This window comes from Streptomyces sp. NPDC058646 (assembly GCF_042716875.1).
In the GTDB taxonomy this organism is placed as follows: Bacteria; Actinomycetota; Actinomycetes; order Streptomycetales; family Streptomycetaceae; genus Streptomyces.
Genome location: NZ_JBHXRK010000054.1, coordinates 1 through 22,257, shown reverse-complemented (window position 1 = coordinate 22,257; position 22,257 = coordinate 1). Strand labels below are relative to the sequence as shown.

At 69.0% G+C, this 22,257-nt stretch carries 20 protein-coding genes and 4 pseudogenes; 10 read left to right on the top strand and 14 right to left on the bottom strand.

The annotated features are described in order from the left end of the window. The first annotated feature begins 470 nt into the window (after positions 1-470). Entirely contained in the window at positions 471-1,028 is a 558-nt protein-coding gene (locus ACFWUZ_RS35255) for a GNAT family N-acetyltransferase (RefSeq protein ID WP_384382059.1), read from the top strand. 102 nt (positions 1,029-1,130) lie between these two features. Next, positions 1,131-1,385, top strand: coding sequence for a hypothetical protein (locus ACFWUZ_RS35250; protein ID WP_384382057.1), 255 nt, complete (start codon positions 1,131-1,133; stop codon positions 1,383-1,385). Between the two features lie 1,217 nt (positions 1,386-2,602). On the opposite strand, the gene ACFWUZ_RS35245 is transcribed toward ACFWUZ_RS35250, so the two are convergent. Then, positions 2,603-2,869 carry a hypothetical protein gene (locus ACFWUZ_RS35245; RefSeq protein WP_384382055.1) on the bottom strand — a complete coding sequence of 89 codons (267 nt, stop codon included), beginning with the start codon at positions 2,867-2,869 and terminating at the stop codon, positions 2,603-2,605. A 761-nt stretch (positions 2,870-3,630) separates the two neighbouring features. Next, positions 3,631-4,914, bottom strand: coding sequence for a HEAT repeat domain-containing protein (locus ACFWUZ_RS35240; RefSeq protein WP_384382053.1), 1,284 nt, complete (start codon positions 4,912-4,914; stop codon positions 3,631-3,633). Between the two features lie 315 nt (positions 4,915-5,229). Between ACFWUZ_RS35240 and ACFWUZ_RS35235 the strand changes: the two are divergent. The 3 genes and pseudogenes from ACFWUZ_RS35235 to ACFWUZ_RS35225 all read left to right on the top strand — a co-directional run. Continuing rightward, a pseudogene (locus tag ACFWUZ_RS35235) lies at positions 5,230-5,544 on the top strand (transposase); the annotation flags it as partial. 440 nt (positions 5,545-5,984) lie between these two features. Then, on the top strand, positions 5,985-6,179 hold the full coding sequence (locus ACFWUZ_RS35230) for a hypothetical protein (RefSeq protein ID WP_384382051.1): 195 nt from the start codon (positions 5,985-5,987) through the stop codon (positions 6,177-6,179). Between the two features lie 684 nt (positions 6,180-6,863). Beyond that, on the top strand, positions 6,864-7,358 hold the full coding sequence (locus ACFWUZ_RS35225) for a carbohydrate-binding module family 14 protein (RefSeq protein WP_384382049.1): 495 nt from the start codon (positions 6,864-6,866) through the stop codon (positions 7,356-7,358). A gap of 237 nt (positions 7,359-7,595) precedes the next feature. Here the strand turns inward: ACFWUZ_RS35225 and ACFWUZ_RS35220 are convergent, their stop codons facing one another. From ACFWUZ_RS35220 to ACFWUZ_RS35210, 3 genes are read right to left on the bottom strand one after another with little or no spacing between them, the layout of a single operon-like run. Further along, complete coding sequence (locus tag ACFWUZ_RS35220; protein WP_384382047.1) at positions 7,596-9,290, bottom strand: alpha-amylase family protein; 1,695 nt, start codon at positions 9,288-9,290, stop codon at positions 7,596-7,598. Beyond that, positions 9,287-10,285: a TIGR03885 family FMN-dependent LLM class oxidoreductase gene (locus ACFWUZ_RS35215; RefSeq protein WP_384382045.1), complete on the bottom strand. Its 999-nt coding sequence runs from the start codon at positions 10,283-10,285 to the stop codon at positions 9,287-9,289. Before ACFWUZ_RS35215 ends, ACFWUZ_RS35220 begins: the two co-directional genes overlap by 4 nt. 57 nt (positions 10,286-10,342) lie before the next feature. Next, the gene (locus ACFWUZ_RS35210) at positions 10,343-12,043 is read right to left on the bottom strand and encodes an alpha-glucosidase (RefSeq protein WP_384382044.1); all 1,701 of its coding nucleotides are present in this window, start codon (positions 12,041-12,043) and stop codon (positions 10,343-10,345) included. Between the two features lie 66 nt (positions 12,044-12,109). Between ACFWUZ_RS35210 and ACFWUZ_RS35205 the strand changes: the two are divergent. Then, positions 12,110-12,243, top strand: a pseudogene (locus ACFWUZ_RS35205) (IS5/IS1182 family transposase); the annotation flags it as partial. Between the two features lie 145 nt (positions 12,244-12,388). Beyond that, positions 12,389-12,901 carry a transposase family protein gene (locus ACFWUZ_RS35200; protein WP_384382042.1) on the top strand — a complete coding sequence of 171 codons (513 nt, stop codon included), beginning with the start codon at positions 12,389-12,391 and terminating at the stop codon, positions 12,899-12,901. Between the two features lie 31 nt (positions 12,902-12,932). On the opposite strand, the gene ACFWUZ_RS35195 is transcribed toward ACFWUZ_RS35200, so the two are convergent. Then, the gene (locus tag ACFWUZ_RS35195; RefSeq protein WP_384382040.1) at positions 12,933-13,271 is read right to left on the bottom strand and encodes a TetR family transcriptional regulator C-terminal domain-containing protein; all 339 of its coding nucleotides are present in this window, start codon (positions 13,269-13,271) and stop codon (positions 12,933-12,935) included. A gap of 155 nt (positions 13,272-13,426) precedes the next feature. Here ACFWUZ_RS35195 and ACFWUZ_RS35190 point away from each other — a divergent pair. Then, positions 13,427-14,158 (top strand): annotated as a pseudogene (locus tag ACFWUZ_RS35190) (transposase); the annotation flags it as partial. Between the two features lie 315 nt (positions 14,159-14,473). On the opposite strand, the gene ACFWUZ_RS35185 reads toward ACFWUZ_RS35190, so the two are convergent. The 7 genes from ACFWUZ_RS35185 to ACFWUZ_RS35155 all read right to left on the bottom strand — a co-directional run bounded on the left by ACFWUZ_RS35185 (position 14,474) and on the right by ACFWUZ_RS35155 (position 20,048). Next, the gene (locus ACFWUZ_RS35185) at positions 14,474-14,707 is read right to left on the bottom strand and encodes a hypothetical protein (RefSeq protein WP_266941360.1); all 234 of its coding nucleotides are present in this window, start codon (positions 14,705-14,707) and stop codon (positions 14,474-14,476) included. Next, positions 14,708-16,357, bottom strand: coding sequence for a putative T7SS-secreted protein (locus ACFWUZ_RS35180; RefSeq protein WP_384382037.1), 1,650 nt, complete (start codon positions 16,355-16,357; stop codon positions 14,708-14,710). Next, complete coding sequence (locus tag ACFWUZ_RS35175) at positions 16,357-16,992, bottom strand: hypothetical protein (protein WP_384382036.1); 636 nt, start codon at positions 16,990-16,992, stop codon at positions 16,357-16,359. The genes ACFWUZ_RS35180 and ACFWUZ_RS35175 overlap by 1 nt, the downstream gene beginning before the upstream one ends. Then, complete coding sequence (locus tag ACFWUZ_RS35170; protein WP_384382034.1) at positions 16,989-17,474, bottom strand: hypothetical protein; 486 nt, start codon at positions 17,472-17,474, stop codon at positions 16,989-16,991. The genes ACFWUZ_RS35175 and ACFWUZ_RS35170 overlap by 4 nt, the downstream gene beginning before the upstream one ends. Positions 17,475-17,725: 251 nt before the next feature. Beyond that, positions 17,726-18,337 carry an IS630 family transposase gene (locus ACFWUZ_RS35165; protein WP_384382032.1) on the bottom strand — a complete coding sequence of 204 codons (612 nt, stop codon included), beginning with the start codon at positions 18,335-18,337 and terminating at the stop codon, positions 17,726-17,728. A 95-nt stretch (positions 18,338-18,432) separates the two neighbouring features. Then, complete coding sequence (locus ACFWUZ_RS35160) at positions 18,433-19,536, bottom strand: glutamate--cysteine ligase (protein ID WP_384382030.1); 1,104 nt, start codon at positions 19,534-19,536, stop codon at positions 18,433-18,435. A 152-nt stretch (positions 19,537-19,688) separates the two neighbouring features. Next, on the bottom strand, positions 19,689-20,048 hold the full coding sequence (locus ACFWUZ_RS35155; protein WP_384382028.1) for a hypothetical protein: 360 nt from the start codon (positions 20,046-20,048) through the stop codon (positions 19,689-19,691). A 189-nt stretch (positions 20,049-20,237) separates the two neighbouring features. Between ACFWUZ_RS35155 and ACFWUZ_RS35150 the strand changes: the two genes are divergently transcribed. Continuing rightward, positions 20,238-20,486, top strand: coding sequence for a hypothetical protein (locus tag ACFWUZ_RS35150; RefSeq protein ID WP_384382026.1), 249 nt, complete (start codon positions 20,238-20,240; stop codon positions 20,484-20,486). A 717-nt stretch (positions 20,487-21,203) separates the two neighbouring features. On the opposite strand, the gene ACFWUZ_RS35145 is transcribed toward ACFWUZ_RS35150, so the two are convergent. Further along, the gene (locus ACFWUZ_RS35145) at positions 21,204-21,845 is read right to left on the bottom strand and encodes a hypothetical protein (protein ID WP_384382024.1); all 642 of its coding nucleotides are present in this window, start codon (positions 21,843-21,845) and stop codon (positions 21,204-21,206) included. Between the two features lie 201 nt (positions 21,846-22,046). Between ACFWUZ_RS35145 and ACFWUZ_RS35140 the strand changes: the two are divergent. After that, positions 22,047-22,257 (top strand): annotated as a pseudogene (locus tag ACFWUZ_RS35140) (IS701 family transposase); the annotation flags it as partial.

The window sequence follows — 22,257 nt, the reverse complement described above, 5'->3', positions numbered from 1 at the left end:
GCCGACGCCAACACCAAGCCCGCGTCAGCCACTACAAACAACGCGGCCACACACCACCAGAAACCGCCAACCTGTCAGGCCAAAGACCGTTGCAGCACTAGGGGCTGCCTGGGCGGGCATGCCGACGCTGGTACTACTTTCTCTTGCCGCCCCGCACGGAAAGGGAGCGTACGGCAGGATCTACCGCCATCCGGCGGCGATCTCCTGTCGCACTCACGACACTAACTACGCCATCCAGTGCCACTACGCCTTGCTGGACGACGCCGGGTGTGTGGAGCTGAGCGAGGCCGCCCCGGCGCCGGCTGCGTCTTGCTCACGATCAGCCGAGTGATCGACGTCTGTACCTTCCTCAACCGTCTGCCCATACTGGCCCAGCACCGTCTCACTGCCCTTGCTGGGTAAGATCCGGAAGTTTCAGCGGCCGCGAGTGCGCGGCGAACGCATTTGCGTGACCGTTCGAGGGGGACCACATGACGCAGCAAGGGATCATCGCGATAGGGCGCATGGATGGATCGGCCGCAGTGGAGGCCGAGGACGCGTTCAAGCTGATCTACGGCGAAGCGTTCGCGGAGCCTCCGTACAACGAGACCGCGGACGACGTCGCCGCAGCCTTCCGCCGCTTCCCCGTACAGGCTCGCAACCGCACCTTTCGCGCTGTCTTGGCCCGTACCTCGGAGGGCGAGCCGATCGGCATGGCATACGGCTACCCGCTCGGGCCCGACACTGTGTGGTGGGACGAACTGACCGAGCCCGTGCCCGACGACATGCGGCGCGAGGACGGGCACCGCACCTTCGGGCTCATGGAACTCGCCGTGCGCGGACCGTGGCGCGGACAGGGTGTTGCGCGGCGTCTGCACAAGACGCTGCTCGACGGCATCGGAGCCGAGCGGGTGCTGTTGAACGTCCACCCCGCGAGCAAGGCCGCGTCGGCTGCTTACCGGGCGTGGGGATACCGCAAGATCGGCGAGGCGCGGCCATGGGGCGAGGGCGCGGACCTCCATGACGTGATGCTGCTCGATCTGCGCTGAAAGCAGTCTGTGAACTCGTAGCCTGCAGCCAGCCGTTCTCGTGCACAGCCAAGACGAGCACGTCATCCCCCACAAGATCACCGGCTGGTGCACGGCACGGCGGTGCTTGAGTACACACGTGCGCCGCAGTACATGTCGCTGTGGTGGAGGGCGGGGGAACCGGCAGACAAGTCCCCCTTCGGCCCGGATCTAGTACCCCTCCTGTCCACGCAGCCTCCGGCGAAGAAGCCGGACTGCTCCGAGGTGCCCGGATACCCGAACGCGGCCGACGCCGCCACTCTCCGGGACCGCTACGGCATGGTTCAGGCACCCAGCGGCTACATGCAGCAGTCGGTGGCCACTCTCCTGGACTCCTGAGTCACCGCAGTGGCCCATGGTCACCGACCCGCAGGGACCTACAGCGGGGTGGTGCTGGAATCCTGGTGCCGACGCCGTCTTCTCTGGTCCCGTGAGCGTCCTGTCGTGGGCGTTCAGGCGTTTGCATGCCGTGGGGCGATGGCTCGTCGGGGTGCGGCGTGATGCGTCGGCGGGTGTCCTGCGGCGGCTTGGAGACGCTGCAACCACAGGGAAGCCATGCCGAGCAGGCCGGTGAAGACTGCCAAAAGGAGTGCGGAAACCCACATCTGCCGGCTCCCGGGATGAGTCCATCCCGTCCAGACCGTGGCGGCCGCCCACAGGAGGACGCCTGCCGTGTAGAAGGTGCGGACTCGGCGCAGCTGCCGTACAGCCCGCAGGGACCTGAGGTGTTGCGTCTTCGGTGCCATGCCGGCCCGTGTACCCCGATCCCCGCCGTCCACCGGCGGCCGGTCTCCTTCCCTCGTCCACCTCAGACAGGGCTTGGTCCACGGCGGGGGTTGGAAGATCCCGTTTGTTGTCAATAGATGTGATTTCAGGGCGAGGTGAGAGCACACCGCACAAGCCGCCTACGCGTACGCGAGGGAGAAATTCACCCCTGCGGGGGTGTCCGGCGAGTCCCCGGACGCACGTCAGCGCGGGCCGCCACCAGGTGGTGGCGGCCCGCGCTGGGGTCGTCGAAGGCGCCCGCTCAGGCGGGCCACCGGACGCCGGTCGAGGCCGTCAGCCGGCCCAGGAGTGGTTCACTGCGGCTGCGGGTTCGACAGGTTGTTGACCAGGTCGGAGAGGGCCCCCGGGTCACCCGTCTTCACGAGGTGGCGGTTCGATGACGCGTGACCGCCACCGCTGTCCCCGTCCGTACCGTCAGCGCCGAAACCGAGCGATGAGCTGCCTTGCCCGATGGCGCCCTCCCCCCCCCCCCCCCCCCGCTGGGGGTGTCGTCGGCTGAGGCGGAAACGGCGGCCAGGAGCAGGGCCGCGACAGCCAGGGTGGAGGAAGCGAGGATCTTCCTGCCCGGCCAACGAGGAGACCGGCAGCAGGGTGCGCCCTTCAGCCGGCCGCCGCAGCCGGGCCCTGGCCGAACCGGGATACGTCCTCGACCGTCACGTCCAGGCGCAACGGCTGGAACCGGAGCGGGTGCCGGAAGACACCGCCTCGGTCGCGGCCGGTGCCGTCATGGCGGCCGAGGCCCAGGAGCGCCAGGCGCAGGCTGGCCTCGGCTACCAGGGCGGCAGCGGCAGCCCCGCTGCGCGCCTGGGCTCCAGGAAGTCCGTGCGGAAAATCTCCAGGGAGGCCCTGAGCAGCGGAATGCCTACCTCCGCGCCGAGGTGGACCAACGTGGCCGTCTCCTCGTCCATGCGGAACTCCAACAAGAGGGCGCCACGCCCGTCGGCAGTCATCTCCACCACCTCCAGAGCGTCGAAGTCGTCGCTCCCGAGCACTGTGAGGGCGGCGTACCTCCGGCCCTCCACGGAGAAAACCCGCACGTCCGTCCCCCTCCACTGACCGAACTCCCCCCGGCACCGCGCCCCGGGGATCGTACGGCCTGCTCACCGACTGCAGAGCGTCGAGTGGTCAGTCGCTTCGCTCTTTTCGGTGCCAGCGGGCCCACAGGCGGCCGGCGATCCAGATGACGGCGGCGACCGTGAGGGCGGCGACCACGTTCTCGATGATGTCGTTCACGGCGGGGGGGGGTGCCTTTCACGTGCCGGTCGACCCAGGGCCGACCGGCACACGTGCGGGGAAGGATGAAGGGTTACTGGGCTGCGAGGGCCTGGGGCAGGTGGGGGTATCGCATGAACAGGCGCATCTCGTCGCGCATGGGGAGTTCGCGGGCGAAGCCTTCGGCGAGTTCGGTGCGGTGTCGGACGGGTTCGGGGACGTGGCCGCCGAAGCTGCTGCTGAAAGTGGAAGAAGCCCTCGTCCCGCCAGGGCGTCTTCTTCCGATCCTGCCCGACCCGCGTCACCCCTCCATGGTCCGCCGTGCACAGTGCCGCACGACCGAGGCGGTTCTCGCCGAGGCGGGCCAGGTGCGCGGCGAGGAGACCGGTGCCGCCCTGATCGCGGATTTGGTCCATGCGGTGGGCCAGCAGGGGCCACTGGCGCGAGCTGACCAGGAGACCCGCCTCCGTCTCGGGGAGGACGTCCTTGACGACTCCGACGATCGCGGCGTGCGCGAGCCGGTTGACGCCAAGCTGCGGGCTAGTACTCCAGTGCGACTTCGTGATCTTGGATTGGCGAGCATTCGCTACTCGGCCGTGGCCGGAGCTTCCTGCTCCCTTCGGCGCTGCTCATACCGTGAGGGCGCACCGAGTATCCAGGACCACGACTCGTACTCGTCGACGGGCCCAACCCGGTCGGCGCCATCAATACAGCGCGGATCGTCCCGCTCGGCCAGTCCGTAGACGGCCCAGATCCGGGTCTGCTGGTCCTCGTCATCGAGCAGATCGGCCAGGGTGTCCCCGATGGCGGGTTCCGGATTCAGGCTGTACGCGAGTCCGTAGCCGGCAGCTTGGCGAACGGAGGGGTCGGTGTCTCGGGCCAGTGCAAGCAGGACGTTCAGCCCCTCGGAGGTGAACGTCTTCCGCCCAGACCTCTCCGAGTTCACAATTCTCAGGGTCGAAGGCACTACAACACGGACCTGTGGGGCAGGGTGGGCAAGGAATGAGAGCCCCAGCGGCTCGATCCTCGGGTCCTCATGGTGGCTCAGGCCGGCCAGGGTCTCGGCCAGGACGTCCGGGTGTCCCTCCTCCTTTGCCCAATCGAGGAGGAGCTCGAGCGTGCGATGTTCGAGCGGACTCGCGACGTTCGTCAGCTCAGCCTCGAGGTGGAGACAGACCAGGACCTCCGCGCCGAAGCGGCGGTGCAGGGGGTCGGGATGGCCCCGCAGTGCCGCCGCAGCCTCCCAGGTCTCGTCGTCCTGCCTCCGGGCAAGGGTTCTGACGATCTCCGACCAGACGGCGTGTTGATAGTTCGGGTACTCGAGTGCGCACGCGCGGGCCGCCAATTCGTCAATGCCCAGGTGCAGTCCGAAGTGCTTCTCGAGGAGAGTGAGGATCCCTGTGTGGCCGTCGCGGACGGTCATCCCGCCGAGCCGGAGCTCGTGGTACTCGGTGGTCCATTCCCTGTCCCGGATGCGAACCCGTTCGACCACATCCGAGGTCCCGGTCCGTTCCCGGAGCATGGCGACCGAGCCCGTCTCGTGCCACCGCCGGGCGCGTGCCAGCAGTTCCACCCGGGTGGCCTCGCTCGTCAGCGCCGCGTCACCGAGCAGGCAGAAGACGAGACCGATAGAACCACTGTCGATGGCCCGCAGGAGGGGCGTGGTCCCGTCGGGCAGCTGGCGGTCTGCATCCGCGCCGCCTTCCACCAGATAGCTGGCGATCGTCGAGTTGAATGCTGAGATGGCCAGGCAGAGTGCGGGAGTGCCCTGCTCGTCGAAGACGTCGGGGTCCGCCCCGTCCTCGAGCAGTATTCTGACCGCGTTCTCGTCCCCGTTCCGCACCGCCGTGACGAGTGGATCCTCGCCCATCCCCGACCCCCCTGTTGCGCTCGATCGCTACGCGGCTGCAGGCCGGCCGGTAGAGACATCGTCGGCCGAGTCCGTCACGCCGTCCCCAGGCCGGAGCATGGGCTCAACATCCAAACGTCGGGCCGCTGACGGCATATCGCATGGGCGGTCGGTCCCGAGCCTCGCCCCGCGCGGATCCCACTGGCTGAAGCAGCCTGTCACACACCCCCGGTAGATCTGGAGCGGCCACGACGTGATCATTAAGGGTTGTGATGGACTCCTGAAGATCGTGCTGTGGCCGCGGACAACAGCATAGATGCCGCCCCTTGGCGTGCGATGTTCGACCAGGCCATGGCCCGGATCGCGGGCCGGTTCAAGCGGGTGGAGCCGCGGGCGACGACCCGCGCCTTTGTGCTCGCCCTGCTGTCTGGCGTGGAGCGGAAGAACTGCTGGCAGCTGGCCGAGCAGGCCCGTCACGCCCGCCCCGGGCCGATGCAGCGGCTGTTGCGAAGCACCCGCTGGGACGCGGACGCGGTCCGCGACGACATCCGCGCCTACGCCCTCGAGCACCTCGGTGCCGACGACGGCGTCCTGGTGGTGGACGAGACGGACTTCTTGAAGAAGGGCACCGCCTCGGCCGGTGTACAGCGCCTCCGGGCAGAAGGGGTCCCAACCGAAAAAACGGAATCCATCATTCACATCGGCTGAAACGATTCGGCAGCTCTCCACGCACAGCAGCCGAACCCCACACCGCCGCCGCCCGCTTCCGCCACGGGAGGAACCACTATCGACCTCACGGGAACGGCAGACGGTGAGAACCAGGCGCTCACCCTCGTGAAGGTCGTCGATCCGGCGGGAGCAGAGAACGAGTACGCACCCCCGGCGGCCGGTGCCGTCGGGGTGGCCGAAGACCAGAAGCCGCGGGCAGGACAGGGCCTCGCCCTCGGCCCCGCCGACCTATTCGAGTTCCTGCGGCGGGCCGGCCGGGTGATCAGCATTCACCCTCGTCACGCCTGCGCACCGAAGCCCGACCGGCTCCGGCATGAGCTTGAGTTGGAGCACCTGTCCGTCCAGTCACGAAAGAGGAAACCATGCGCTGCCGAACCGCCTCCCTCATTGCCACGTCCTGCATCGCGCTGGCGTTCGCCATCGCCGGAACTACGGCCGCCGTAGCGGAACCCGGGCCCATCTCGGCGGCCGACTGCGCCGCGCATAACGGGGTGGTGCAGGACATCGGCGGGACCTACTACTGCATGGCTGTCCACGGCGTCATCGAGGGAGAGTGAGGGAAGCCGCCGCCGTCACCATCCACACCATGTGACCTTGGCAGGCGCCGCCTGCCGGCCGGCGCTGTTGGACAGTCCAAGAATTACGGGCCCGGAGGCGCTGACGCACTAAATCCGATGCGTCAAGAGGCCGGGACCGTCCCGTGCAACCCCGCAAAAGGAACCGATCCCCCGCACGCGCGTGGAGGAGGCCTCGGGCGCCGCCCTGGTCGGCCGCCTTCTCGACGCGACCCTTCACTCCCTGGCCATGCCGCCGTCGGCGTCCGCCCCTTCCCGGGTCCGGGTCTCCCCACAAGCGGCTCGCTCCCGTTCAACCACCACCCACCGGCCCGGTGGACGGGTACCGCGGCTTCGCCTGGTGCCGGCTGCCTCGCAGCAGCCCCCCATTGGTTCAACCCCCGCTACCGCGCGCGGCGGTTCCTCCACCTGGATGTGCAGGCCGACGCCAGATGCAGAGGAGTGATCACGTCTCTGGCTCTCTGCCGTCGCGTTTTAGCACTGGCTGGATGTGGATCTAGGTTTCGGTCACCTTTAGGTACGGGCGCGGAAGGCGGGTAGCAACGGGTGGTTGCCTGTTGTGATCGTTTGTTTGGAGGGGTTTTGATGCTTCGTCGTCTTGCTGTGGGTCTGAGTGCGACAGCCGTCGCCGGGGTGGGGCTCGCTGCTCCCGCGCAGGCCGCCGGAGTGGATGCACGGGCTGCCGCCGAGGTGTGCACGACCACGCGCCTGCTCCCGCACGGCGGGAACCCCGGCGCGTTCGTTCAATGCGACGCCGGTGGCGCACCGATGGTGAAGACCTGCCCGGAAGGGACCGCCTTCAAGGCCGCCGAGCAGTTGTGCGACTTTCCCCAGGACGCGGGCCTCTCGACCGCGGCGAAGGCGGGCACGGCCAAGCTGAGCGTGCTCCCGCTGGGTGTCACCGACCTGAACGCCGACATCACCTACAACGACCTCAGCTTCGGGGTGACGGGGCTGCCGTACGCGAAGGTGACGTTCACCAGCGCCGCCGGCAAGACGCTGTGCACCGCCACAGCCGACTTGCAGGGCCATGCCACCTGCGACGCGGGTGGCCTGCTGTCCACCGTCGACCAGCTGCTGCGCGGCTACACCGGCGCCGACCGCGACGGCGACAGCCTCATCACCGGCTCCACCGCCAAGGGCACCATCGTCCTGCTGTAGCAGGCAGCCTCCCAGGGCCTCTGTGTGACTGCTCCGGGATCAACGTCCTGCTGGCGCTCGCACCGTGGCCCGCCTCGCCGAAGGGAGGTGTCCTCCTTGCCCAGGACGAAGCAGGTCTTGGCAGCCTGCTCGAAGTCGCCGCCCTTGCCGGAGTTCAGACAGAACTCGCCCAGCCCGCCACAGCCCCAGGAGGTGCCCGGCCCACTCCGTGCGGCCGGACACCTCGCGCGCGTCGGATCACACCGCTGTCGCCCGATCCGGGTCGTCAAGGGGGGTGTTGACCCTCAGCCACCGGTAGCCGTACGGGTCCAGCGCGACATCAACGAGGCCGGCGGCCGCCGACTTGAGGGTGTCACCGGTGAAGACATCGGTGAGCAGCCGGCTGCCCCTCAGTCCCGGGACCTCGACGGAGGCGGTGACGGACCGCTCGGAGAAATTGTGCAGCACGAGCACCGCGCCGCCCTCCAGCGAACTGAGGTGGACCAACACGCCCGGATCGTCCGTGTCGATGACCCGGTAGTCGCCCCAGGCCAGCTCGGGGGTCTCCCGGTAGCGTTCGATCAGCGTCCGCATCCGACCCAGCGGCGAAGCCGGGTCGTGCGCCTGGTCGTGCGCGTTGACCTTCGTCGGGCCGAACGCACCCGTCGTGACGGGATTGGGCAGCTCCACTCCCTCCCCCGCGGTGAAACCGCCACTCTTGTCGGGCGTCCACTGCATCGGGGTGCGGACGGCCTGCCGGCCCTCGGCGGCGAGGTTCTCGCCCATGCCTATCTCCTCGCCGTAGAACAGCACCGGTGTGCCGGGCAGGGAGAAGAGCAGGCTGTAGGCCAGTTCCACGCGCCGCCGGTCGCCGTCGACCATCGGCGGCAGGCGGCGGCGCAGGCCCCGGTCGTAGAGCTGCATGTCCTTGTCGGGGCCGAAGGCGGCGAACACCTCGGCGCGCTCGTCGTCGTCGAGTTTGTCGAGCGTGAGCTCGTCGTGGTTGCGGACGAACGTCGCCCAGTGCGCGTCGCGGGGCGCCGCAGGGCGCTCCCGGAGAGCCGCCGCCAGAGGGGCCGCCTCGCCCCGCGCCATCGACAGGTACATCTGCTGCATGCCGATGAAGTCGAAGCACATGGTCAGCTCGTCACCGCGGGAGGACTCCGAGTCGCCGAAGAACTTCGCGGTGTCCGGGTAGGGCAGGTTCACCTCGCCCAGCAGCACCGCGTCACCGCTGCGACGTCCGAGGAAGGCCCGCAGGTCGGCGAGGTACTCGTGCGGGTCGGGCAGCTGGTCCGCGTCCTCCTGGCCGTCGGTCTCCAGCAGGAACGGCACCGCGTCGACCCGGAATCCCGACAGTCCGAGCTGCGTCCAGAAGCCCATGATGCGCGCTATCTCGTCACGGACCGCCGGGTTGGCGACGTTGAGGTCGGGCTGCTGCTTGTAGAACCGGTGCAGGTAGTACTGCTCGGTGGTCTCGTCGTGCTCCCACACGCTCTTCTCGACGTCGGGGAAGACCACACCCTCGGGGCCGTCCTCCGGCGGGCTGTCGCACCAGACGTACCAGTCGCGGTACTTCGATGTGCGGCTGGAGCGGGCGTCCTGGAACCACGGATGGTGGTCGGAGGTGTGGTTGACGACCAGGTCGGCGATGACCCGGATGCCCCGGTCGCGGGCGGTGCGCACGAACTCGGTGAAGTCGCCCAGCGTGCCGAGCCGGGGATCGACGGCGTAGAAGTCGGTGATGTCGTAGCCGTCGTCGCGCTCCCTCGTCGGGTAGAACGGCATCAGCCACACGCAGGTGACGCCGAGGCGAACCAAGTGGTCGATGCGCTGTGTCAGGCCCGCGAAGTCGCCGGTGCCGTCGCCGTCGGAGTCCTGGTACGTCTCCACGTCCAGGCAGTAGACGACCGCGTTCTTCCACCACAGGTCGGAGGTGCGGGTCAGCCTCATCGGGCACCCTCCGCGACGGCGGCCGGGGGCCGGGTGACATCCAGCTGCGGCAGCACCTTCGCGCCGAACGCGTCGATGAAGGCGCTCTGCTCCTTGCCGACGTGATGCAGCATGACGGCGTCGAAGCCGAGGTCGGCGTACTCCTGGAGCCAGGCCGCGTGCCGGCCGAGATCGTTGGAGATGTTGACGGACTCCGCGACCCTGTCCGGAGAGACGTGCTCGCTGACGTTGTCGAACAGCTCGGCAGAGTCGAGGTCCCAGCTCGCCGGCGGCCCGTGCACGTTGGTGCGCCACTGGTCGTGGGCGAGTTCCTGGGCGGTTTCCAGGTCGGGGGCCCAGCTGAGGTGCACCTGGAGGTGCAGCCGGCCGACGCCGCCCGCCGAACGGTAGGCGTCCACGATCCGGCGCAGTGTCTCGCGCGGCGCGTTCACCGTGATCAGGCCGTCCGCCCACTCCGCGCACCACCGCGCGGTCGCCTCGCTGCACGCGGCCCCCACCAACGGTGGCACCGTCTCCGGACGGGTCCACAACCTGGCCCGGTCCACGGTCACCAGCCCGTCGTGGCTCACCTCCTCGCCGCGCAGCAGCGCCCGGATGATGTCGACGCACTCGCGCAGCCTCGCGTTCCGGACGTCCTTTCGCGGCCAACGGTCACCGGTTATGTGCTCGTTGGACGCCTCACCGCTTCCCAGCGCCGCCCAGAAGCGGCCTGGGTACATCGCGGCGAGGCTGCCGATCGCCTGCGCGACGATCGCCGGATGGTAGCGCTGGCCCGGGGCGTTCACCACTCCGAAGGGGATCCTGTCGGAGGCCTGGAGCGCCGCGCCGAGCCAGGACCAGGCGAAGCCGGACTCACCCTGCCGGACGCTCCACGGTGAGAAGTGGTCCGAGCACATCGCGGCGGTGAAGCCCGCGCCTTCCGCGCGCACGACGGCTGCCAGCAGGTCAGCGGGAGGTACTTGTTCATGGGAGGCGTGGAATCCATAGACGGTCATGGGATCCGCGTACCCGGCACCGGAGGGATCATCGGTCGCCGTCCCCGCCCGCTCGGCTCAGTCGTTGCGCCGGTGCACCCGCGCCTCCCACGGGGCAAGCACCAGGCGGCCGGGCCGCGGGGGGACCGACGGACCGTTGCCCATGACGAGTTCGGCGCCGTCCCATCCGGCGGGCATCACCGCGGAGGCCGTGTCGCCGGTGAAGTTCCCGACGACCAAGAGCACCGTGCGGCCGTACCGGCGGGTGAACGCGTAGATCCGCTCGTCGTCCGGCAGCAGCATCGTGAAGTCGCCGTGCACGACGGCCGGTTCTTGGTGCCGGAGGGCGATCAGCCGACGGTAGTGGTGGTAGACGGAGTCGGGATCCGCGAGGGCCGCTTCGGCGTTGACCTCGGTGTGGTCCGGGTTGACGGGGATCCACGGGGTGCCTGTGGTGAACCCCGCATGCGGGGACGCGTCCCACTGCATGGGTGTACGGGCGTTGTCGCGGCCCATCGCCCGTAGTCCCGTGAGGACGTCCTCGGGTTCCGCCCCCGCGCGCAGCGCCTCCGTGTAGTGGTTCAGGGACTCGATGTCCCTGAAGTCCTCGATGGTGCGCAAGGGCGCGTTGGCCATGCCGAGTTCCTCGCCCTGGTAGACGTACGGCGTGCCCCGGTGCAGGTGGAGCACGGTCGCGAGCATCGTCGCGGACCGGGTCCGGTGGCTCGGTCCGTCGTCACCGAACCGAGAGACCACCCGGGGCTGGTCGTGGTTGTTCCAGTACAGGCTGTTCCACCCGACGTCGGCGAGGCCGGACTGCCAGCGGCCGAGCGAGGCCTTGAGGTCGGTGAGCCGCAGTGGGCGGGGATCGAACTTGCCCCGCCCGTGGTCGAGCCCTACGTGCTCGAACTGGAAGACCATGTCGAGCTCGGCACGCGCCGGGTCGGTGAACAGGCGGGCCTGATCAACCGTCACCCCGGGCATCTCCCCGACGGTCAGCAGCCGGCCCGGGTACCGGGCGATCACCTCGCGGTGCATCTCCTGGAGGTAGTCGTGTATGCGGGGTCCGCAGACGAAGTAGGGCGAGCCGTCACCGTACGGCCCCTGTTCGTGCACCTCGCCGTCGGGGAGGGCGGGGTCTTTGGAGATGAGATTGACGACGTCCATCCGGAAGCCGTCCACGCCCCGGTCCAGCCACCAGCGCATCATCGCGTACACGGCCCGACGCATCCGGGGGTTCTCCCAGTTGAGGTCGGGCTGCTTCGGCGAGAAGAGATGGAGGTAGTACGCGTCGCTCGCCGCGTCCAGCTCCCAGACGGAACCGGAGAAGAAGGAGCCCCAGTTGTTGGGTTCGCGTCCCTCACGTGGCGGACGCCACCAGTACCAGTCGCGCTTCGGGCTCGCCGGGTCGCGTGACTCCTGGAACCACGGATGCTCGTCGGAGGTGTGGTTGACGACCAGGTCCATGACGAGTTTCATCCCGCGCTCGTGCACGGCGCCCAGCAGCCGGTCGAAGGCCGCCAGGTCACCGAAGACGGGGTCGATGTCCTGGTAATCGCTGATGTCGTACCCGTTGTCGGCCTGCGGGGACGGGTTGACGGGCGACAGCCAAAGCACGTCGACGCCGAGCCCGGACAGATGGTCCAGGCGTCCGGTGAGACCGTCCAGGTCGCCGACGCCGTCACCGTCGGAGTCGGCAAAGCTGCGCGGATAGACCTGGTAGACCACCGCGGACCGCCACCACGCGTCCTCGGCGTGTCCCATGTCGTCGGCTGCCATCGGTGGACTCCTCTCGCTCGGGGTGGGGAACGTGAGTCTCCTTTCCCCGGAGGCTGAGGTCATACCGTGTGGGGCCGGCTCCACGAGGAGATCCTGCACCGCTTGGACGACGCCGGCCTCCTCGACCTCTCCCGCGCCGTCCTCGACTCCGCCCACGTCCGGGCTAAGAAAGGGGCGAACTCACAGGTCCGAGCCCCGTTGGCTTTGTTGGTGAGTTACGGGTTCCGGCACAGATCCTGGGGCGTCGTCGCCGAGCGTTACTCCGATGTTCGATTGCGAGGAGACGGGTTCGCGTGAGACTGCGTACGCCTTGTCCGCCGACGACCGGAATTGCCGCTCCCTCAGGTGTCTGCCGACCGCTGCTGCGGCCGGTTGTGGACGGTGATGGTGCTGGTCATGCAGACCGATGCACTGTTCTGGGACTCGCTGGTGTTCGACGGGATCGACGATGTGGATGTCGAGGCCTTGACGGCCGCGTTCGGCACCGTCGAGGTGGTGGCGAGAGGCCGCGCGGCCGGGGCGGCATGTCCGGACTGTGGCCGCTTCTCGGACCGAGTCCACGACCGCTATCAGCGCAGGCTGAAGGACCTTCCGCTTGCTGAACTGGGCTTCGTGATCCGGTTGACGGTCCGGCGTTTCATCTGCGGAGCTGCGAACTGTCCGCGCCGGACGTTCGCCGAGCCGTTCTACCGGCTGGCCGCCCCGCACGCACGGTTCACCATCCGGCTCAACCACGCCCTGGAGCGAGTGGGGCTCGCGCTGGCCGGGCGAGCCGGCGCCCGGCTGGCCGCTCAGCTGGGCTTTCGGCGCGGGAACCCTCATCACCCTGAGCGAGCTCAACTGATCCACAGATATTGACAATTGCTCAGCACGGCTACCCGGGCCGTCGCTAGGAGCAGTGCGGCTTCGCCTGAAGGAAGCGGGTCAGGATGAGGCGGAGGGTGGGGAGCTGGTCTGCCGGATCGAAACCGGGGGTGGTGGCCGCGCTGGTGAAGACCGAGGCGATCAGGGCCGTGATCCACGTCGCCGTACTGTCGGGGTTCAGCTCGGGGTCGATCCGGCCGTCGGCGGCGGCTCGTGTCAGCAGTGCGGCGATCGCCGCGTGCTCGTCGGCGTTGCCGCGGCTCAGTAATGCTTCGAGCTCGGGGGCGCGGTAGGCCTGGACCATCGCCTCCATCACCAGTGCAGGTACCACCGGCTCGACCGCGGGGGCGGCGAGGTAGTCCACGAGTTCTATCAGAGCCTGCCATGGGTCGTCGGCGTCCCGGGCCTGGACCAGCCGTTCGGCCTTGTCATGACACCAACCCGGCCTCCGGCGGAGGAGGCCCGGGGTGGTGCTGACGCGATGAGCCCTCAGCAGATCCCCAGGTCAACACCTCACCGACCCAGCGATCACCAACGAACGAGCGGGTCCTGGGCCCGCGGCTGGATCACCCCGCCGTCACCTGGCTCCTCGAGCGATACGGATCCCCGAACGCTCTGCGGAAAGCCTGCCGCCGCAGACTCGTCGAGGTGATCCGTCCCAAGGCCCCCCGCATGGCGGCCCGGCTGATCGACGACGTCTTCGACGCCCTCGACGAACAGACCGTCGTGGTCCCGGGAACCGGCACCCTCGACGTGGTCATCCCGTCGCTGGCCCGCTCGCTCGCCGCGGTCCACGACCAGCGTCGGGCCCTCGAAGCCCAGATCAGCACCCTTCTGGAGGCCCACCCTCTTCACCCGGTCCTGACCTCAATGCCCGGAGTCGGCGTCAGGACCGCCGCCGTCCTGCTGGTCACCATCGGCGACGGCACCGGCTTCCCCAGCACAGCCCACCTCGCCTCCTACGCCGGCCCCGCCCCCACCACCAGGTCCTCCGGGACCTCGATCCACGGCGAACACGCACCCAGAGGAGGAACCCGGCAGCTCAAACGCGCCATGTTCCTCTCCGCCTTCGCCTGCATGAACGCCGACCAGGCCTCCCGCACCTACTACGACCGGCAAAGAGCCCGCGGCAAAACCCACACCCAAGCGCTCCTCCGCCTCGCCCGCCAACGCATCAGCGTCCTGTTCGCCAAGCTCCGCGACGGAACCTTCTACGATTCCCGAACCCCTACCGTGACTCTCGCCGCATGACCTTCCCCAAACAGCCTCAAACCCGGCGCCACATCCTTGACGAAGGACATAGAGACCCCCCCGGCAGCCGATCGGACCGCGTCCGGCGGCACCGCTCCACACTGCCCGCCGCGCTCCCCGGGACCGGAGACGACCTCGGCCTGTAGCTGCTCGGCGGCGTGGGAGTGCTGCCGGCCACCGGTGCGAGCACGCTCTTCGCCGCACGCCGAACCCGCACGCCGAACCGGCGAGGACAACGGCGCCGACGAAGCGCGGGCCGGGGACGGCGTCCGGACTGGCAAGCCGCTCAGCCGCACGCGGGCGTGCTGCGGCAGGTCAGCTCACGCTCATCCCCCGCTCCGGCCACTCACCCCGCTCCGTGTACAGCGCGTTGAGCTTCCGCGACGCCTTCAAGAAGGTGTAGTCGACCAGTGCGTCCTGGACCGTCGAGGTGCAGGACGCCTTGTCCATGGTCAGCCGTCGCTCGAAACGCTCGGGGTCGTCACCGAATTCGTACTCCACCAGATCTTCGGTCTCCGAGACCTTCCGGAAATACACGATCGCGGCCATTTACCATTCCCCTTCGATGTCTTCGCGCTTGTCCAGCGGTCCGGATTCCTGCCAGTTGTGCGTCTCGTTCGCGACCCGGTGCGCCTCCTGGTAGGTGGAGCCCGGGTTCTCGCGGAGGTACGTGAGCTCGGCCAGCTCATGTTCCAGAAGCAGCCGGTCCTCCGGCAGTCCGTTTCCTGAGCGCAACCGGATCCAGGCGTCTGCGATCTCCGCATCCGCGTCGAACTTCCGCATCACGACACCTCCCGTTTCGTAGTCCACGATGGGATGTTCCGTGTCGAACACGTGCTTCTTCACCGCGGCGATCTCCTCCGGGGTGAATCCGGTGGAGCCGTTGTCCCGCGCCAGCCCCTGCGTGTGACCGCTGATCGAGTCTATGTCCCGGTCGCTCTTCATGAAGTCCGCGTACGCGTCCTCCGCCCACTTGGTCTGGGCCGGGTCGTCGAGGAGCTGCCGGGGACGTCTCCTGCCACCGGTCAGCCATTCATCGGTGTGCCGCAGGCCCGTACTGGCGGCTCCCTCCAGCCCTTCCCGCAGGGCGAGTCTCGTCCCCGCCCGGGCACCGCCCAGGCCCTTGGTCCCGAGGAGATCCGGTACGAACCGGCCCAGGCCCTCGCTGAAGTCGCCCTTCAGCGTCTCGATCAGCCCGGCGGGGATGCGTTCCGGGTGGGCGGCCGTGGAGACCAGACCTGCCAGGGTCATGCTCAGGTTCTGCTGGTACTCGGCCGGGTGGGTCAGGTTGTACGGGTCCATCGGGTTCAGGCCGCGCGCGAAGTTGACCAGGCCTGCCGTGCCCTTGACCACGCCGCCGACGAAGTGGTTGAGCTCCACCGCCTGACCGGCGAAGTGGTCGGAGATCCCGGCCAGGGCCCGGTCCGTCGCCGAGGGCTCCTTCGGGGCGTGTTCCAGGGCCGCGTCCAGTGCCTTGGCCGCGTTCGCCGCGGCCTCGTCACGCTGCTTGCGAGCCTCGTTCAGGATCTCGTGGGCCCGCGTCCCGTCGGCCTTGCCCACGTCGCCCGGCTTCTGCGGCACCGGTCCGGGGTCCTTGCCGGCCTCAGCCGCCGCGGTGTACGCGTGGGCCTTGGCGGCGTAGTCCTCGTGGGCCTCCTTCGCGGCCTTCACCGCCGCCTTGTACAGGTCGATGGCCTGCTGCGCCTGCTTCTGCGCCCACTCCACCGTCTCCGCGTACCGGTTCAGCGCGCCCGCCGCCGCCTCGCAGGCGTCGGAGGCGTGCAGCCAGTCCTTGGGATGCATCGCGAACTTCTTGCGGAACGCGTCGGCGGCCTGCCCCCTCCAGTGGCCCGAGTCCAGTGCCCGCATGCCCTGGCCGACCCGGTCGAAGGCCCCCTGGAAGTCGGCCAGGTGCTTCGCCGACTCCCGGATCTTCGCCGGCTTGCCGTGGACCAGCTCGTTCGCCTGCTCGCTCTGGCCGAGCTGCTGCTCGCCGACCGAAGCACCGAGGTCCGAGGCGACGTCGTCGCCCCAGTCCTCGACCTTGTCCGCCCAGTCGTCCGCCCCGACGTACTCCAGGCCGGCGCCGATCCCGTCGGTGGCCTTGTCGACGCCCTGCCCGACGACCTTCTTCGTCTCCTCCCAGCCGTCGTCCAGCTTCTGCAGGCCTTTGTCCAGCAGGCCGCCCCAGTCCGTCATCAGCGCTCACCGCCCGACGGCTGCGGCTGCGGCGCCGGACCGACCCAGTCGTCGACCGCGGCGTCCACCTCGTCCCGCATCCCCGTCGCGTCGATGATCTGGTTGCTGAGGAGCATGTCCGAGCTGTTCACGTCCCGCACGGCGCCCTTCCAGGCCTCCTTGCTGTTCTCCCGCGCCCGGTCGAAGGACTCGGCGCTGTAGTCCGCGTCCCGGACCTGCGTGTACACGTTGTTGGAGAGGACCCCGCCCCAGTCCTTGTCGGTGATCTCCTGCTCCGACGCGTACGGATTGCCCATCGCGGAGTTCGTCAGCACCTTGAAGCTGCCCTGAATGTACTGGTCCTGCTCGTGCATCACACCCGCCGACAGACCGACGTCGAACGCGAACTGGTTACCCTGCTGCACCAGCGCGCGCACACCCCACTCCCAGCGCTCGCAGAACGTCTTCATCGACGCCGTGAGGCCCTCGTGCCCGCTCTCCATCCCCGACAGCGTCAGATCCGAGAAGCCCCGGCCCATGCTGGCCGAACCGACCATCCCGAGCTCTTTCAGCTCGCCCAGCGTGTCCGTGATGCCCTGCGCTATCTGTGCCAGCGCCTGCTTCGAGACATCGATGTCCGCCCCGTCCCCGCTCACGCCTTCTCCCTCCGTCCGTCCCCGTCGAGCGCGGCACCGTCCGGCACCAGCCCCCGCACCGGCGGGAAGACGATCCCGTCCGGCCCCGCCGCGTCCAGCGCCACCCCGCACGGGAAGTCCAGCGCCGGGATCACCTCGTCCAGCAGCCGCTCCCCGACGATCCGCCGGTACGACCACTCCCGCTCCGCCTCACCGCGCGCGTCGGCGAACCGGGCCAGCGTCTCCAAGCCCGAGAACGCGCAGATCCAGTCCAGCCCGCCCAGCTCCGCCGTCCACAGACCGCCGCGTTCGTCCAAGGGCACCAGCACGACGCGGCTGCGGAAATCCGCCAGCCGCTCCAGTACCGCCTCACGGGCCGCGGCCGCGTCCACCGGGGCGGGTTCGGGCTCAGGTACCCGCGCGACCGGCTCCGCCGGCGCCCCCGAGTTCACCCGTGCCGTCGCGGCGGCCCGCAGCTGCCCCCACTCCTCGTCGAAACCCACCCCAAGGCCTTCCTGCCGACACCGAGCCGCACTTCACGGCCCGTTGCAGTCGAACGTGATTCTGCCCGAGGCACTGATGTACACCAACTTCACCTTCGCGGAAGGCGCAGGACGAGACGGCGTCGGGGTGAAGCACAGCTCGGCCTTGTTGCGGGCTGCCCACCTGCGGATTCTCCAGTTGAGGTGGGCGGAGAGGTTGTCGAGGATCACGTAGATCGGGGCGCCGTCCGGGCGGGCTGCCCGGATCGTTCTCAACGTGGTCCAGGTGTGGTCGCTGCCCTTGCGGCGCCGGTTGATCCCCCACATCTGATCGTCGCCGACCGAGTAGCAGCCGTAGAAATAGGTGATGCGTGGGCCCGCCGGTAGGTGGCCAGCAGGCGGTCGGGCCAGGTCTGCTCGGCCCAGACGACGTCACGGACCTTGTCGATGAACAGCGGATCCGTCGACAGCTTGAACGTCTGCGAGCGGTGCGGCGCCAGCGCGAACGCCCGCCAGATCCTCGAGACCGTCGACTGGGACATACCCGTCGCCGCAGCCATCGACCTGGTCGACCAGTGCGTCGCGTTCTTCGGTGTTTCCTCCAGCGTTTTGACGATGACCCGCTCGACATCCGCGTCGGTGATCTTCCGCGGGACGCCGGGACGCGGCTCGTCACCCAGCCCGTCCAGGCCGTGCTCGAGGAAGCGCCGCCGCCAGGTGCGGACCGTGTCCGGCGCGATCCGCAATCGCCTCGACACATCCATCACCGAGTGCCCCTCCGCGCACTCCAGCACGATCCGCGACCGCTGAGCCAACGCCTGGGCCGTCGAGCGACGACGTAACCAGCCCTCCAGCACAGCACGCTGGGCATCATTGACCGACAACGGCGGAATGGACCAAGACGACTCATACCCAAACCAACGACAAACCTCTGACTCAGGTCACAAGGGCGTCTTCTTCCGATCCTGCCCGACCCGCGTCACCCCTCCATGGTCCGCCGTGCACAGTGCCGGACGACCGAGGCCAGGTCCCCCTCCGAGCCGAGCAGAGCCCGCTGGACGCGCGCTCCGTTGCCGGGCTCCAGGAGGCCCGCGATGCCAGCCCGTACGAACTCCTCGTCGCCGGCGTCGGCCAGCGCGTCGCCGACGTGCCGGTACAGCGCCTCGACGGCCGTCACGGGCGCGGTCTCCCGCATGGTCTCGGGGTGCAGCAGCGGGCCGTCGAGGCCCGAGCGGCCGGCCTGCCAGGAGGCGAGCCGGAGCAGTCCCGTACTCACCCGCGGCGCGGGCTCGCCGGCCTTCCAGGACCTCGCTGCGGTCTCCACCAGGCCCCGTACGAGGGCGGCCAGCAGGACCGGCGTGGACGCGTCGAGGCAGACGTCCGCCACCCTGACCTCCACCGTGGGGTAGGAGGCGGAGAGCCGTGCGTCGAACCAGATCATGCCCTTGTCGCGCAGCACACCGGAGTCCACCATGGCCTTCACCTCGGCGTGGTAGCGGTCCGGGGAACCGAAGACGTCCACGGGGCCGGCGGCGGGGAGCCTGTTCCACACCCGGCTGCGGTAGCTCCCGTAGCGGGTGTCCTCGCCCTGCCAGAAGGGGGAATTCGCGCTCATCGCCGTCAGTACGGAGAGCCAGGGGCGGATGCGGTCCAGTACGGCGACGCCCTCCTCGTCCGACTCCACCGACACGTGGACGTGGCAGCCGCAGGTCAGCTGCTCCTGGGCGGTCATGCCGAACTGTCGCGACACCCAGTCGTAGCGGTGGCCCGGGGAGAGGGACGGCCGGACGGCCAGTGGGGAGGTGCCGAGCGCGGCCACGACCGCGTCGGCCGTCGCCGCGTGTTTGGCGGCCTCCGCGCGCCACCGGACGATCTCCTCGTGGAGCTCGCCCATCTCCATCACCGGCTTCGTGGCGAACTCCACCTGCTCTTCCTGGAGCTCCGCCTCGAAGGTGTGGCTCGGCTCCTCCCCCTCCTCGGCGGCCCGGTCGGCCGCGGCGAGAACGGCTCCCGCCACGGCTCGCGGCTCCCCCGTCTCCGCGTCCGCCAGCAGCAGTTCTTCCTCCACGCCCACGCTTCGCATGCAGCAGCCCATCGCCTCGTCGTGCTGTTCACCGATCGGTCAACGCCTGCCCCTGCCCACCGCCGGTATGCGGAAGCCGGCTCGCCGGACCGGGGTCTCCAGCAGACCAGGCGGGAGCGCCGCCGCCGACGAGGCGCGGCGAGCGGGCCGGGCTACGGCTTGGCGGGGTTCGAGCCCTGCCCGGCGCCCTTGGTCTCTCTGCCCTTCGTCGTCGGCAGCTGGGAGCCGTAGTCCACGGTCTGGTCCTGGGCGGACGGATCGAGCGGGAAGGCCTGGCCCCACTCCGTCAGCTCGACCCGGCCGGCGCCCCCGGCGCGCTCCAGAAGCATCGGGTACGAGGTGCCCTCCAGGGAGACGGCGAGCTTGCCGCCCTTGCCCGCGTCGGCGGTGACCTCGACCGGGCGGGTGTGCCCGACCTTCGTGTACGAGCCCTTGGCGAGCTTGCCCTCCAGGCCCAGCAGGCCGTCCAGCAGGACGTCGATGTCGGTGAACCCGCGGAACTGCTTGTACAACTGTCGGTGAGCAGCCGGTCCAGGTGGTTCCTGCTCACACTGATCTCGCTCATGGCTGCGGCCTTCCCGCCGGGGCCGGCCGTTCCGGGCCCTCGCCTACGACGCTACGGACGGGCACTGACAACCAGACCCCGGCAGGCGTACCGGCCCCGTCTTCGCAGGCGGGCGCCGACGGGGTGACCGGTGGTCATGGCACAGCGTTGTCCCGGCATGGACATGGACGACGAAGGCTTCCTCCGCGTACTCCTCGACGCCGCCACCGACACCCGCCTGAAGCTGCTGACCGGCGACGAAGCCAGAGCAGTCATGATGCTGCTCGGCGCCCTCGAGGAAGACACCCGCTCCTCGGAGGTCCGCGCCGCCGCAGGCGAGATGCGGTTCCGCCTCGGACCCCGCCTCGCCCTGCCCACCGACGCCTTCGGGGCCGTACCGGCGTGACCGCAAACGGCCCCCAACGCTGCGCGCCGGAGGCCTCAGCTCGAGGGCGCGGGCGCAGCTGCGCTGAACCTGCGCTACTGACCGGCCGGCGATCACCTCCCCCGCCTCATTCGTCGTACAAAACCGAAGGATCAAGCTCGACGACTTCAGGCCTTACCTACACGAGCAATGGGCCGAGGGCTGAACGAACGCCTGGACCCTGTGGGAAGAGATCAAGGCGCACGGCTACACGGGCGGCTACGGAGCCGTCCGCGCCTACCTCCAGCCGTTTCGCGCACCCCCAACCGCACCGGCAACCCGGCCACCGTCGCCACGCACAGTCGCCGGCTGGATCCTCACTCACCCCGACACCCTGCCGGAGAGCGAGCGTCTGAAGCTCAAATCCGTCCTGGCCAACTGCCCCGAACTGGACGCGCTCACCGGGCACGTCCGCGCGTTCGGCAATGCTCACCCAGCTCCAGGGCGATCAGCTCCCGCAGTAGATCAAGGCGGTCCGCGCCGACGACCTGCCCAGCCTCCACGCCTTCGTCAACGGCCTCGAACGGGATCTCGCCGCCGGCCTAACGTTGCCCTGGAGCTCCGGCGCCGTCGAGGGCCACGTCAAACCCGCATCAAAATGATCAAGCGCCAGATGGATGGCCGGGCGGGCTTCGGCCTGCTGCGGAAGCGAGTTCTTCTTTCTTGACCGCAGCTCTGGCGCTCGACGAGGGGGTCCGTTCAGTCGATCGTAAGCAGCACGGGATCCAATCCCAACTTGCTCCGGCATGAGTCGACGGCCCGGGTGACCCAGCTGGTCACGGCGTCACGATCTGACGCGATCGCGTGCAACTCACGCGCCTTCTCTTGAGCCTCGACCATCCAGGGTGCGAGCGCTTCCTCTCGTAGGACTTGTTCGAAGAGATGGCAGGCCAAGCCCGTATCCCCAACCAGGGCAGCCGCGATCCCAGCGTCGAAGCCGTCCCAGAGGAATCCCCGCCGCACCGGCCCGGACGTCAGATATCGGGCGATGTCCGGCAGAGCCGAGAACTTCTCCCTCTGCGCAGTCACCTCTGCCGCGGCCCGTCTGCTGAGTTCGAGCGCCAGCGGTGTGAACTGGTCATCGGTGCGGAACAACTCGGGACCGATTCGGGCTGCTTCTGCATGGAAGGCCAGGTGGTCCACGTCGTGCCACATCCACAGCGCACCGATGTGCAGACCGCTGCCAGCGGTACGCGGTGGGGTGAACTCCACAACCCCGAGCCACCACCCGTGATCATCAATCCACACCCGTGACCGCCCACGCTGGGCCAGGCCGAGCGGCTTCAGCGACGCCCGCGCCGCCGAGGTGATGATCCGGAGGACCGGACTGCGATCTGCCATGACCGGCATTATCGACCGTCCCACCGACACCAACGTCAGACCGTGGTCACATGCACCATGCACGGCGGCCTTCACCAACACTGAGCGTCACCGTTCCACGGAAGTTGGGCCAGAACACGTTCTCACCTACGAAGCCAACACGACCTAGTACTGCAACGGCGTTTGGCGTGACTGGTGGCCAGGTTGGTCGTTGGTCTGGTTATGGGTGGGGTACTTGGTGATGTGAGGGCGTGGGCGGCGGGTCTGGGTGAGGTGCATGAGCGGTTCGTGCACCGGTTTGCCCGGTCGGAGCCGCGTGAGTCGGCACTGGCGTATATGCGAGGCCTGATGTCTCCGCTGGAGCGGAAGAACGGCTGGACGCTCGCCGAGGAGGCAGGACATGCGGCTCCCGACCGCATGCACCGGCTGCTGA

Bases quoted from the DNA above. Each gene is read 5' to 3' on its own strand.
- ACFWUZ_RS35255 (WP_384382059.1), top strand. From the start codon at position 471: ATGACGCAGCAAGGGATCATCGCGATAGGGCGCATGGATGGATCGGCC.
- ACFWUZ_RS35240 (WP_384382053.1), bottom strand. From the start codon at position 4,914: ATGGGCGAGGATCCACTCGTCACGGCGGTGCGGAACGGGGACGAGAAC.
- ACFWUZ_RS35230 (WP_384382051.1), top strand. From the start codon at position 5,985: ATGCGCTGCCGAACCGCCTCCCTCATTGCCACGTCCTGCATCGCGCTG.
- ACFWUZ_RS35220 (WP_384382047.1), bottom strand. From the start codon at position 9,290: ATGAGGCTGACCCGCACCTCCGACCTGTGGTGGAAGAACGCGGTCGTC.
- ACFWUZ_RS35215 (WP_384382045.1), bottom strand. From the start codon at position 10,285: ATGACCGTCTATGGATTCCACGCCTCCCATGAACAAGTACCTCCCGCT.
- ACFWUZ_RS35210 (WP_384382044.1), bottom strand. From the start codon at position 12,043: ATGGCAGCCGACGACATGGGACACGCCGAGGACGCGTGGTGGCGGTCC.
- ACFWUZ_RS35185 (WP_266941360.1), bottom strand. From the start codon at position 14,707: ATGGCCGCGATCGTGTATTTCCGGAAGGTCTCGGAGACCGAAGATCTG.
- ACFWUZ_RS35180 (WP_384382037.1), bottom strand. From the start codon at position 16,357: ATGACGGACTGGGGCGGCCTGCTGGACAAAGGCCTGCAGAAGCTGGAC.
- ACFWUZ_RS35160 (WP_384382030.1), bottom strand. From the start codon at position 19,536: ATGCGAAGCGTGGGCGTGGAGGAAGAACTGCTGCTGGCGGACGCGGAG.
- ACFWUZ_RS35150 (WP_384382026.1), top strand. From the start codon at position 20,238: ATGGCACAGCGTTGTCCCGGCATGGACATGGACGACGAAGGCTTCCTC.
- ACFWUZ_RS35145 (WP_384382024.1), bottom strand. From the start codon at position 21,845: ATGGCAGATCGCAGTCCGGTCCTCCGGATCATCACCTCGGCGGCGCGG.